The organism is Apilactobacillus ozensis DSM 23829 = JCM 17196, assembly GCF_001435995.1.
GTDB lineage: Bacteria > Bacillota > Bacilli > Lactobacillales > Lactobacillaceae > Apilactobacillus > Apilactobacillus ozensis.
Map to the genome: position 1 here is coordinate 16,422 of NZ_AYYQ01000031.1, position 12,827 is coordinate 29,248.

Annotated in this window: 11 protein-coding genes; 6 read left to right on the forward strand and 5 right to left on the reverse strand. The window is 31.0% G+C overall.

Annotated features, from left to right (window positions below; genetic code table 11):
* Position 1: 1 nt before the first annotated feature.
* Entirely contained in the window at positions 2 to 2,542 is a 2,541-nt protein-coding gene (locus FD06_RS04445) for an exonuclease domain-containing protein (protein ID WP_056966345.1), read from the reverse strand.
* A 172-nt stretch (positions 2,543 to 2,714) separates the two neighbouring features.
* Here FD06_RS04445 and mvk point away from each other — a divergent pair, with 172 nt between their 5' ends.
* The 4 genes from mvk to fni are packed head-to-tail and all read left to right on the forward strand — an operon-like array spanning position 2,715 to position 6,816.
* Positions 2,715 to 3,659, forward strand: coding sequence for a mevalonate kinase (gene mvk, locus FD06_RS04450; protein WP_056966347.1), 945 nt, complete (start codon positions 2,715 to 2,717; stop codon positions 3,657 to 3,659).
* A 15-nt stretch (positions 3,660 to 3,674) separates the two neighbouring features.
* Positions 3,675 to 4,655, forward strand: a complete 981-nt coding sequence (gene mvaD / locus FD06_RS04455) for a diphosphomevalonate decarboxylase (RefSeq protein WP_056966348.1) — start codon at positions 3,675 to 3,677, stop codon at positions 4,653 to 4,655.
* Positions 4,656 to 4,680: 25 nt separating this feature from the next.
* Positions 4,681 to 5,757: a phosphomevalonate kinase gene (locus FD06_RS04460; RefSeq protein ID WP_054657238.1), complete on the forward strand. Its 1,077-nt coding sequence runs from the start codon at positions 4,681 to 4,683 to the stop codon at positions 5,755 to 5,757.
* A 21-nt stretch (positions 5,758 to 5,778) separates the two neighbouring features.
* Positions 5,779 to 6,816 (forward strand): type 2 isopentenyl-diphosphate Delta-isomerase, encoded by a 1,038-nt coding sequence (gene fni / locus FD06_RS04465; RefSeq protein ID WP_056966350.1) that lies wholly within the window; start codon positions 5,779 to 5,781, stop codon positions 6,814 to 6,816.
* Positions 6,817 to 6,842: 26 nt separating this feature from the next.
* On the opposite strand, the gene FD06_RS04470 is transcribed toward fni, so the two are convergent.
* Positions 6,843 to 8,186: an RsmF rRNA methyltransferase first C-terminal domain-containing protein gene (locus FD06_RS04470; RefSeq protein WP_056966352.1), complete on the reverse strand. Its 1,344-nt coding sequence runs from the start codon at positions 8,184 to 8,186 to the stop codon at positions 6,843 to 6,845.
* Positions 8,187 to 8,308: 122 nt separating this feature from the next.
* Between FD06_RS04470 and FD06_RS04475 the strand changes: the two genes are divergently transcribed.
* Positions 8,309 to 9,097, forward strand: coding sequence for a Cof-type HAD-IIB family hydrolase (locus FD06_RS04475; RefSeq protein WP_237757237.1), 789 nt, complete (start codon positions 8,309 to 8,311; stop codon positions 9,095 to 9,097).
* Positions 9,098 to 9,145: 48 nt separating this feature from the next.
* Here FD06_RS04475 and glpK read toward each other — a convergent pair whose 3' ends face one another.
* Both glpK and FD06_RS04485 read right to left on the reverse strand, forming a co-directional pair.
* Entirely contained in the window at positions 9,146 to 10,645 is a 1,500-nt protein-coding gene (gene glpK, locus FD06_RS04480) for a glycerol kinase GlpK (protein ID WP_056966356.1), read from the reverse strand.
* A gap of 23 nt (positions 10,646 to 10,668) precedes the next feature.
* Positions 10,669 to 10,857, reverse strand: a complete 189-nt coding sequence (locus FD06_RS04485; protein ID WP_054657086.1) for a 2-hydroxymuconate tautomerase — start codon at positions 10,855 to 10,857, stop codon at positions 10,669 to 10,671.
* 128 nt (positions 10,858 to 10,985) lie between these two features.
* On the opposite strand from FD06_RS04485, the gene FD06_RS04490 reads away from it, so the two are divergent.
* Positions 10,986 to 12,401: a C69 family dipeptidase gene (locus tag FD06_RS04490; RefSeq protein WP_056966359.1), complete on the forward strand. Its 1,416-nt coding sequence runs from the start codon at positions 10,986 to 10,988 to the stop codon at positions 12,399 to 12,401.
* A 54-nt stretch (positions 12,402 to 12,455) separates the two neighbouring features.
* Here FD06_RS04490 and rplS read toward each other — a convergent pair whose 3' ends face one another.
* Positions 12,456 to 12,812, reverse strand: coding sequence for a 50S ribosomal protein L19 (gene rplS, locus FD06_RS04495; protein ID WP_056966361.1), 357 nt, complete (start codon positions 12,810 to 12,812; stop codon positions 12,456 to 12,458).
* Positions 12,813 to 12,827: the final 15 nt, after the last annotated feature.

Genomic DNA, 12,827 nt, shown 5'->3' on the forward strand with positions numbered 1-12,827 from the left:
GTTAATTCTCTATGTAAGAATTAACAGTTTTAAAATTAGGAATATATTTTTGAAAAAATTTACTGAAGTTAATATTAGAATTAATATCATCCCATACGATTACAGTTCCATTGGGATTAGTGTTAATAAAATGCATTATATTATTGTATAAGTGTAGCGTATATCTAGCAACGTTGACACTATTTTCCTTTAAATAATTATTTTTAAAATAGTCAGAAATACTATCAATAATCAATATATCAGCGTTATTTTCAGAACTTAGCATATGTTCTAAACGGCTGTTGCCAATAGTCACAAACCTGGAATGATTAGACATCTTTTTTAAAATTTTATAATTATTACCAGTTATATCACGTGCATAAATAGAATATAAATCCGACAGTTCTGAATCATGCAATCCTAAAAAGTATTTTTCAGTGCTACAAGTAGAATCAGTCAACACAAAAGTTTTAAAATCGGTTTCTTCAGTCAATTTATTAATAAACTTAACCTTACTACCACTATCATTATAACCCTTAAATACTAGAAATTTATTATCACCAGAAAACTTATTCTTAAAAATCATTTTTTTAACGCGCTTACCATTCAACTCAAGCTGTTTATATACATAATCATAACAACTAGCAATTAGCCAATCACAATCAATAAATGCTACATTTTTATAATTATCATATATTTTTTGTTTAATTAAGCCACTGGAACTAATCATCTCTGTTTCAAATATAGCGTTGTCTATATTTTTATCCTTATTAACCGTTAGCATACATTGAAATACATCTTCATATTCTCCTAATAGTTTTCTGATTTTTCTAATTTTACCAATAAATTCAGATAAATCCATAAAATTACAAATAAATTTATTCATAATTACACTATTACTTTTAACATTAAATGTTTTATTCGCAACGTATGACATTAACTCTTCAATTTCATTAATCGTAGCTTTATAGTCATTAAAAAAATTAATTAATGATCTATTAGAAAAAATACACTTATAACCATCTTCATTAGCAATTAAGTTACTTTTAGTTATAAATAATTTCTTAAATGCAGTAAAAACAATTTCAAAATTACGATTAATTTTTTTGATACCTTTATCAATAACTCTGATGTTCGAAATATATTTAGAATTTTTAAAAACATCGTATAGATTTGTATAATGTGTTTGATGTAAGTCGCTTTGAACTTTTCTAATTAATGTAAATACATAATTAAATTGAAAATTAGCACTTAAATTATTTAAAAAGGTAGCATTGAAATTAGTAGCATTATTTATAACTAAATTATAATTTTTTGAACCTATCGTTTCTAATAACTGATCACGATTATTAATTAAATATTCGTGACTAATTAAAACAACATTTGACTGTTTCAATTTTCGATCAAAATTTTTTAAATAGTAATTTCCATTAGCGTAGTTGCTACTGATTTCTCTGAAATAATCTATGTCATTGTAATTAGCATTAATTTCACTAAGTAACCCTGTCTTGGTAACAGTCAGCCAAACTAAAACCTGGCATTTAATAAATTTGGTCTTCTTAGATTTACTATCGTATTTTAAGCTACTTTTAAATTTGTACAAATCAATATATTCACTAGGCGAATGTAGAGAAACGATATTAGCAGGCAGATTCAATTGTAAAATTTGTTTTTGTAATAATTTAATATTGTTAGTGGAAAAAACTACTTTATTACCGTAAATAATGGGTTGCAAAACTTTATCGTAGTCAACTGAATCTGCATCAATTAATATTTGATTACGATTGATATTCTTTAAAATTGAGCTTTCTAAAGAATTATCTTGCTGACTAACTTTATCTGTATAGGTCTTTTTACACTTATCAAATTTATCACGACTATTATTAAATGAATTATCAACTTTTTGTAAGTAAAATCCATTTTTTACACATAAATTATTATTGCAACTTTTTTCAAAATCTTTATAACTTTCAAAAAAATCTAGCGTATTCATTGGTAAACTTGGCTTAATTTTTAAAATTCCACTAATTACTGATTTAGGAAGCTTTCTAGCGTAGTTAGATAATAAAATAAATATCTTAGCAGTCGCAAAAGCATCGCTAGCTGATGAATGTGGATGTTTATGAACTATTCCCAAAGTATTGCTTAAGTCTCTAAGCCGATAACTTTCCATCGTTGGCATTAAAATTTGGCTTAAAGTTACCGTATCGTATCCCTTTACGTCTAGAGGCTTATATCCTACCCTAGCAAATTCCTTATTTAAAAATGGTAAATCAAAATTAATGTTATGTGCTATAAAAGTAGTACCATTCAACATTTCATATATTTTATGTGCCACATCTTCAAAAGAAACTGCTGTTGATACTTTATCATTATCAATACCAGTTAAATCAGTTATCCTACTAGGAATTGACATCTGCGGATTTATATATACATTATAAGAATCCGTAATTTTGTTATTTTTAATAAATGTACAACTAAACTGTATTATTCTATTTGCATCTTCAGACATGTCACTGCCTGTAGTTTCTATATCAACTACCGAAAAAATAGAATTTTTCATTATTTTCACCAAACTTTTATAAATTAATCATACATACGTATTATGTAAGCTTACTTAAAATAATACCATGCATATACAATTTAAGCATATCTTGAAGTTTAAAGTTAGTACTACTTTTATTGTGTATAATATATGATAGTATTTAACATGGCTAGGAAGTGAAAAAGAAACATTGAAAAAATCTAATATTGGTATGAGTCATGCCAAAATAATCTTGATGGGTGAACATAGTGTCGTGTATAATAAACCGGCTATCGCCCTACCTGTTACATCGGTTGCTCTAAGAGTAGAAATTGAACCGAATATTGAAAACAGCATATTGATTGATAGTGATTATTACCGCGGTAAATTAAATAATGTACCAGTTAATATGTTAGGTGTAAAAAAACTAATACATCAAACTTTAAAAAAAATCGATAAAGAAAACGAACATTTTAAGATGTTCGTTAAAAGCGATATCCCATCTGAAAGAGGCATGGGCTCTTCAGCTGCTACTGCTATTGGTATTATAAAAGCCATCTGTAATTATTTTAATCAACCTATTAATCGTGAGGAACTCCTAAAGCTAAGCGATGTTGAAGAAAAAATAACCCATGGTAATCCATCCGGCTTAGATGCTGCTACTGTGAGTTCTAATTATCCAATTTGGTTCATTCATGGTAAAAAAAATGAACAGATTCCATTTAATATAAATGGATATTTAATTATTGCTGACAGTGGAATCCGCGGCAGAACTGATATTGCAGTTAACTATGTCAGAGAACTAGTCAATAATAAAAATAAAGTGGCCATTGATTCAATTAATAATCTAGGCAAAGCCACCATTGAAGCTAAGGAATGCTTAGCAAAAGGTAATATTAAAAAATTAGGGAACTTAATGAATTTTGCACATACACAACTACAAAATATTCAAGTTAGTCACCCACTAGTAGATAAAATGGTGTCAACAGCTAAATTCAGTGGTGCGCTAGGTGCTAAATTAACTGGCAGTGGACTTGGTGGTTGTGTAATTTCAATCGCTGACAGTTTAGATACGACTAATAAAATAATAAATAATTTAAAAAAACAAGGTATATCAGATATATGGACTCAACAACTAGGTTCAATAAATAAGTAAAGGATTGAATTTTTTATGCATTTATCGAATGGTTTCATTACAGCAAGAGCACATACGAACATAGCTTTAATAAAATATTGGGGTAAAAAAAATGACGATTTAATCATCCCTAACAACAACAGTTTATCACTTACTTTAGATGAATTTTATACTGACACTAGCGTTAAGTTTAGTAACGAATTATCTAAAGATTCCATTTTTTTAGATGACGTAGACATTTCAAATTCTACGAAAATTGTAAACTTTTTAGATATAATTAGGGAAAAAGCTAGTATTAGTGAATATGCCTACGTTAAAAGTTACAACAACGTACCTACATCAGCTGGTTTAGCTTCATCTGCTTCTGGTTTTGCCGCCCTAGCTGCCGCAGCCAGTAAAGCAGCTGGATTACAACTAACTTCAAAGGAACTTTCGAAGTTAGCTCGTAGAGGTTCGGGTTCTGCAACTAGATCAATTTTTGGTGGTTTTGCTGAATGGATTAAAGGTAATACTGATAACGACTCATATGGTGTTGAAATTGAAAATCCAGTTACAATGGACATAAACATGATTGCAGTAGTTTTAAATGATCAACCTAAAAAAATTAGTAGTCGTGTTGGTATGAAACGTTCCGTAGAAACATCCCCCTACTACAATGCATGGGTGAAACAATGTGAAGTTGATTTAATTAAAGCAAAAACAGCAATTAAAGAAAATGATTTTAATACTCTAGGTAAAATATCTGAAAGTAACGCAATGCGCATGCACGCCTTAACAATGAGTGCTGAACCCGCATTTATGTATTTCAATAACGATAGCATTCAAGTCATTAATTCTGTAAAAACACTAAGAGAAAACGGTGTTGAATGTTATTTCACTATGGATGCTGGTCCTAATGTAAAAATAATTTGTAAATCTAAAGACATTAAAAAAATTAAAGCAGCACTAACCAAAACGTTTAACGACGAACAAATTGTCGTTTCAAAACCTGGATGCGGTGTTCAATTTATTAATTAATTTTATCTTGAAGGGAAATGATTCTTTGATTTCGGTGAAAGCACCAGGTAAATTATATATTGCCGGAGAATATGCAGTAGTTGAAAAAGGTACTCCATCAATAATAGTCGCCTTAAATCAATTTATAACGGTAAACATTGAAAAAAGTAATGACTACGGAAGTATTGTATCTAAACAATACAGTGAAAATTCAATCTATTGGAAAAGAATTGACAATAAAATAATTTTTGATAATCGTGATAATCCTTTTCATTATATATTGGCTGCTATTAACATTGTTGAAACCTATGCTCAGTCTATATCTAAAAAACTAGTGACTTACCATTTAAAAGTTGATAGTGAACTAGATAACTCCGATGGTAAAAAATATGGTTTAGGTTCTTCGGCAGCTGTCACAGTCGCTACAGTTAAGGCTTTATGTCAACTATATGATATTAACGTCTCTAAAGATGAGTTATTCAAACTGTCGGCTATTGCACATTTAGATGTACAAGGAAATGGATCACTGGGTGACATCGCTGCTAGTGTTTATGGTGGCTGGATTGCATATGAAGCTTTTGATAGAGAATGGCTTAAACAGATGCGTTCTCAAATGTCGATCAAAGATTTGATAAATCATAAATGGCCATTTTTAAGAATTGAGCCACTTACGCCACCTAAAAATTTAAAATTACTTATTGGTTGGACTGGTTCACCAGCTTCAACTTCACAATTGGTCGATAAAGTTTCTTCTGAAAAATCAAATAAAGAAGCTGAATATCAATCATTTATACAAGATAGCAAGGCTTGTATAAAAAGAATGATTAGTGGCTTTTACAATGAAAGTTTAGAAACTATCCAAAAGGAAATTATTGTAAATCGAAAACTACTTCATAAGCTATGCAACATTACCAATGTAATAATTGAAACCCCATCGTTAAAAAAACTATGTGATATTGCTATAAAAAATGGTGGAGCTGCTAAATCATCAGGTGCTGGTGGTGGTGATTGTGGAATCGCTATTGTAAACAGTGACAACAATGATATTCAAAAGATCTTAAATGAGTGGGAAAATAATCAAATTAAGCAATTAAACCTCGACATTCATAAGAATCAATTTTAGTTAAATTACAAAGGAGCTATTATGAATAGTCAACATGCACAAAGAAAAAATGAACACATCTCTTTAGCTGAAAAATTTCATAAAGAAAATAGTATGGCTGACTTTGATAAAATACGTTTTATACATCAAAGCTTACCTGAAATTAGTGTAAAAGATGTCAGTATGCAAACTAAATTAGGCAATATTTCTTTGCCATGTCCATTTTATATTGAAGCTATGACTGGCGGTAGCAAACTAGCTGGAGAATTAAATGAAAAGTTAGCTAGAATTGCTAATAAATGTAATTTAGCAATTGCTAGTGGGTCAGAAAGTATTGCTATTAAAGATGCTTCAACCGTTCAATCTTTCGCTAATCTTAGAAAGTTTAACCCTAATGGTATTATCATTGCCAATATGGGAGCTTCACATTCAGTGAATAACGCTAAAAAGGCTATTGAAATAATTAATGCTGATGCTATTGAAATTCATGTCAATACTGTTCAAGAAATTGTAATGCCTGAAGGAAACCGTAATTTTAAATGGTTAGACAATATTAAAAATATCGTTGAAGCAGTAAACATACCGGTAATTGTAAAAGAAGTTGGTTTTGGAATGGATAAATCCACTATCCAACAACTAAAAAATATCGGTGTTGAGTACATTAATATCAGTGGTCGCGGTGGAACTAATTTTGTTCAAATTGAAAACTTTCGTCGAGAACATAAAGAATTAAACTATTTAGATTCATGGGGACAAAGTACCGTAGAGTCATTATTAGAAGCTTACCAATATCGAAATGATTTAAATATAATCGCTTCTGGAGGCATCAAAAACGCTTTAGATATCGTTAAATGTATTGCATTGGGAGCTAAGGCAGTCGGGGTTGCCGGACCGATTCTTCATTCTGTACTAAAAAATGGTGAAACAGATACCATTGAAATGATTCAAGAATGGCAACAAGGAATTGTGAAAATTATGACTATCTTAGGTTGTACTTCTTTGTCAGACTTACGAAATAAAAAACTGATACTAAGCACAGACATGCTAAACTATATTCATCAACGAAATATTGAATACTAAAAAGAGAACTCAAACGAGTTCTCTTTTTATAAATTAAAACGTAGTCCCTTAGGGAAAAAGTTTTTAATAGTTCCATTAACAATCTTACCAAAACCAACTGCCTGATTTTCGCAAATTAATTGATACCATCCCTTCTCTAGGTTGTTAGAGCATTGAATAGTATCACCATGTACGTATTTTTTCCATTCTTCTAAACTAATCTCAACTTTATTTTTAATTTGACTAGAATGTAAAGCCAATGCTAATGCATAACTTGGTTCAAAACGATTCTTTTTGAACGTACCCAAAAGTAACCCTGGACGCATTACCTTTAATCCTTTTAATTGTGGAATTCCATCTTCATATGAAAATAATTGATCGCCAAACGTAAGTAAATGCTTAGGATTAAAATCATTTAAGTTTTCATCTTTAAAACTATTCCATAATTTTCGCTGTTCTACAGATAAGTTATCAACCTGTTGTTTTATCTTTTTAGCCTTACCTTCGCCTTTACTAATCAGTTTTGCAATAAAATGGCCTTCTCCATCGAAATGATGTGGGAAAAGTCTTATAGTTCCAGATAATGATTCATATTGCTTAGAAGTCCATTCTGGATGTCCTGAATCCATTCCTGAATATTTTTTAATGGGTACAACTTCTAAGTTATAATTATCCAACAACCATTCAATAATTTGCTCATCTTCTTCTGGAGCAAAGGTACAAGTGGAATATATAATTTGACCACCTGGTTTTAATGTTTTCATAGCCATTTTAAGAATATCTTTTTGACGATTTGCACACTCTTCTACATATGCCTGTGACCAATAGTTAGTAGCATCCGGATTTTTTCTAAACATTCCTTCACCAGAGCAAGGTGCATCTATAGCAATTTTATCAAAATACCTAGGAAAATACTTTGATATCATCTTAGGAGTTTCATTTAAGATTAACGCATTTTCAATACCAAAACGCTCTACGTTTTCAACTAAAATTTTGGCTCTTTTTTTATCAATTTCGTTTGTAACTAAAACGCCCTCGTTTTTCATGTAACTGGCAATGTGTGTTGTTTTACCACCTGGTGCTGCACATAAATCTAATATTTTTTCACCTGGATGTGCATCTACCACTTCACCCACATACATAGCACTCGGCTCTTGGGAATAAATTACTCCGCTTTGATGATCTACAGACTTTCCGTTAACTGCACCAAAGTAACCGTAAGAGCAATATTTTATTGGATGATTCAAATCTTCTGCTTGCGGCAAATTTTCTTTTAAAGGGTTGACTCTAAAACCTTGTTTAACTGGCTTATCAAATCCATCAAAAAAAGAATTTGCATCATTCCCTAAAAGTTTTTTATATTTTTCGATAAATTCACTAGGAAGTTTCAAGAATGTAAGCTCCTTTTATATATTTAAATATTTGACTAAAAATATGTTTTTAGTTAGTATTATTAACATTATACTGCGATTATAAGGGGGATAAAAACATCGAAAGCCGAAAATTAATTGCCATTGATTTAGATGGTACAACTTTAAATAGTGAATCCAAACTAACTAATCGAACAATTAAGGCCATCAATAAGCTAAATGATACTAAACATATTGTTACAATTGTAACTGGTCGTCCTACCAGATTGGTTACTGACATTTATAATCAACTAGACTTAGATACACCTATGATTAATTTTAATGGAAGCTTAGGCTTTAACCCTAACAAGAAATGGCAATACGAATATAAATATAACATTGATCGAGATATTGCTCTACATTTCGTTAATCATAGTGAAGAATTAGGAATTAATCTGATTACAGCGGAAGATAGAGATCTATTTTTAGCTAATCGACCAGCTGCCCATGAAGCTTTAGGTTTTTTCCCTACTAAGTTAGAGAACAAAAATATCTTAAATAACGATAGCTTAAAAACTAATCCAATTTGTCTAACATTAGAAGTAAAACCTGAAAAAGAACAATCTTTTATAAATTATGTAAAAGATAAATTTAATAATAAACTACAAATTTCACCTTGGGGTGGTCCTAATAGTATTATAGAAATTGCAGCCGGTGGCGTTAATAAAGTTACTGGCATCAAGAAATTGGCAGACTTTTATAATATCGAACAAAAGGATGTAATTGCTTTTGGCGATGAATTTAATGACCAAGAAATGATTGAGTACGCTGGATTTGGTGTCGCAATGAAAAATGGTCAACCTAAAGTTAAAGCTATCGCCGACGACGTAACAGACTTAGATAATAATCACGATGGATTAGCCGACTATCTTGAAAATCATTTTAAAATTTAATAAATAATAAAAAGCACTCAGTGAAAATAAATTATTCATGAGTGCTTTTTATTTATGAAATATTTGTGTTGCCTTTATTGCTGATTTCCAACCATTATATAGTTCATTGCGACAATTTTCACTCATTTTTGGTTTGAAAATTTCGCTATTAGATACTGTTTGCTTAATTTCATTAATGTCCTTCCAATAGCCAACCGCTAAACCAGCTAAGAAAACTACTCCTAGAGAAGTCGTTTCTGAGATTGAGGCTCTTTCAATATTAACATTTAAAATATCTGATTGAAATTGCATTAAATAATCATTTTTTGCAGCTCCACCATCAACTTTTAAAGTCCCTAATTCCATTTTAGTGTCATTAATCATAGTATTAACAACGTCTTTAGTTTGATAAGCTAACGAATCTAAAGTTGCTTTAACAAACTCTTCTCTAGTAGTCCCCCTAGTTAAACCAAAGACAGAACCGCGGGTGTCTTGATTCCAATACGGAGCTCCCAAACCAGTAAATGCTGGTACGACATATATATCGTGACTATCTTTAACTGATTGAGCCATTTTTTCCGAATCACTAGCATCAGAAATAATTCGCATGCCATCCCTTAGCCATTGAATAGCGGAACCTGCAACAAAAATGCTACCTTCAAGCGCATAGGTTATTTTACCATCTAATCCATAAGCAATAGTTGTCAGTAATCCTTTATCCGATAAAGTTGGCTTTTCGCCTGTATTCATCACAATAAAAGCACCAGTACCATAAGTATTTTTAATAGTCCCAGGCTCAATACCTAATTGACCGAACAAGGCGGCTTGCTGGTCTCCAGCAATTCCAGCAATTGGAACTTGTACTCCATAAAATGAGTAACCAGCTGTGTAACCATAAACTTCTGATGAGGATTTAACTTTTGGTAGCATTGACTCTGGAATGTCTAATAGCGACAAAATCTCTTTGTCCCATTTTAATTCATGAATGTTAAATAACATGGTACGACTAGCATTAGAATAATCGGTTGCATGTACATGACCACCGGTTAGTTTCCAAAGTAACCAAGTATCAATAGTTCCAAAAATCAAATCGCCAGAATTGGCTTTTGATCTAGCACCAGGTACATTATCCAAAATCCATTTAATTTTTGTTGCTGAAAAATAAGAATCAATAACTAAGCCTGTTTTTTTATGAATAAAATCTTTATATCCATTTGCTTTTAATTCATTTGCAATCTCACTAGTTTGTTTAGATTGCCATACTATCGCATGATAAATCGGTTTACCAGTGTTTTTATCCCAAACAACAGTAGTTTCTCTTTGGTTAGTAATCCCAATTCCCCTAATTTTATAAGGTGGGATATTAGTTTTAATTAAAATATCTGAGATTACTGACTGCACAGCACTCCAAATTTCATTAGCATCATGTTCAACCCATCCAGAATGTGGAAAATATTGATGAAATTCTTTTTGAGATTTTTCTACTATTTCACCATTTTTATTAAAAATAATAGCACGTGCACTAGTGGTTCCCTCATCGATAGCCATTAAATATTGTTCATTATTCATAACAATTCAGTTCTTCTCTATTTCTAATTTTCTTCACTCTTTAGTTTACCGCCAACACTATATCTATCTTTACGCATTTCATTTAAAATAACGTGAATATGCTCTTCTGGTGCTCCGGTATCTTTAGACACGACAGTTGTTATGTCTTTTACTAAATTTTTTAATTGTTCTTCACTACGTCCTTCAATTAAATTAACATTTATAATTGGCATAATTTAAACTCCTTAATAATAAATTAATAGTTTGATTATACTTGAAAACTATCAGCACTTCAATTTAAAAACCAAAACACATGTTATATTATATATAATAAATAAGTATAAAGAAATGAAGTGATTTTTTGAATAAATATTCTGCATGTACAAGTATTATAATCGGTAAAAAAGCATCGAAAGATGGTTCAATTATGATTGGAAGAAATGAAGACTGCAAGGCATCCTGGCCCAAGCACTTTGTTATTCATCATAAAAAAAGTTTTGAAAAAGAAAATATTTTCAAGTCTAATGACAATAATTTCAAAATTAAATTACCGCTAACCAGATATAAATACTCAGCAACCCCTGAATGGACTACCAAATATGGCGTGTTCGAAGAAAATGGCTTTAACGAATTTGGTGTCGCTATGAGTGCTACTGAAAGTGCCTATGCTAATCAACAAGTGTTAGGGTATGATCCATTAGTAGAAGACGGAATTGGTGAAGAGGCAATGGTTACCGTTGTATTACCTTATGTCAAAAATGCTCGCGAAGGTGTTCAAAGATTAGGTGACATTGTTACTAAATACGGTACTTGCGAGTCTAATGGTATCTTATTCGCTGATAAAAATGAAGCATGGTACATGGAAACTGGTTCAGGTCACCATTGGGTTGCTCAAAGAATTCCCGAAGACTCATATGCTGTTATTGCTAATCAATTATCTATTGAGGAAATTGATTTTAATGATAAAGAAAACTATATGTACTCTGAAGATATATATGATTTTGTGAAAAATAATCATTTAATTGTATCTAAAGATGGTAAATTAAACTTTAGAGATACATTTGGTATTCGAGATGTTTCTGACACTAAATATAATAATCCACGAGTATGGTACGGACAAAAAATGTTTAACCCCGAAATAAAGCAACATCCAACTGACCATAATCTTCCATTTATCAGAAAAGCCTCTAAACTACTTTCTATAGATGATGCCAAAAGCTTTCTGTCTTCACACTTTCAAGAAACTGAATATGACCCTGTGGGCGATGGAGATAAAAATACCAAAAAAATGTTTAGACCTGTTAGTTTAGCAAAAACCCAAGAAGCACATATACTACAAATCAATCCCAATTTACCAATGGAAATCGGTTGCTTACAATGGATTGCTATGGGTGTAGCATCTCAAAGTGTATTTGTACCCTTCTATCAAGGTATTAATGACACTCCTGAAGCATATAAAAATGGTGAAATTAATTATAGTCCTGACTCAGCATATTGGATTTTTAAATTAGCTGGGGTTTTAGTAGATGCTCACTATAAATACTTTGTATCTGATTTAGAAGCTCTACAAACAAAACTTAATATATCAATTAAAAACAATATGCTTGATATTGAAAATAAATATTTAGGCAAAAAGCTCGATAATGATTGGCTCACTGAACAAAATAAAATTTTAGCTAACAAGATTTTAAACGAATACAAAGAATTTTCATATAAATTAATATCTAAATCTACTGATTTTTCACCTTTAAACTATAAACAAAATTTAGACTTATAATATTTCAAAATAAAAAAGGAACCAACATAAAATGTTGGTTCCTTTTTCGTTTTATTAACGACGACGTGATTCTTTGATACGTGCAGCCTTACCACTACGGTCACGTAAGTAGTAAAGTTTAGAACGACGAACACTACCACGACGAATTACAGTAATGCTTGCAATTCTTGGTGAATGTAATGGGAAAATACGTTCCACACCAACACCAGAACTAATCTTACGTACAGTATAAGTAGCTTGAATACCTGTACCATGACGTTTGATTACAACACCTTCAAAGTTTTGAAGACGTTCATTTTTACCTTCAACAACCTTAACAGCAACACGAACAGTGTCACCAGCTCTAAATTCAGGAACATCATTTTTTAATTGTTCCTCGTTAATCTTTGCGATTAAATTATTTTGACGCATAACGAAATCTTCCTT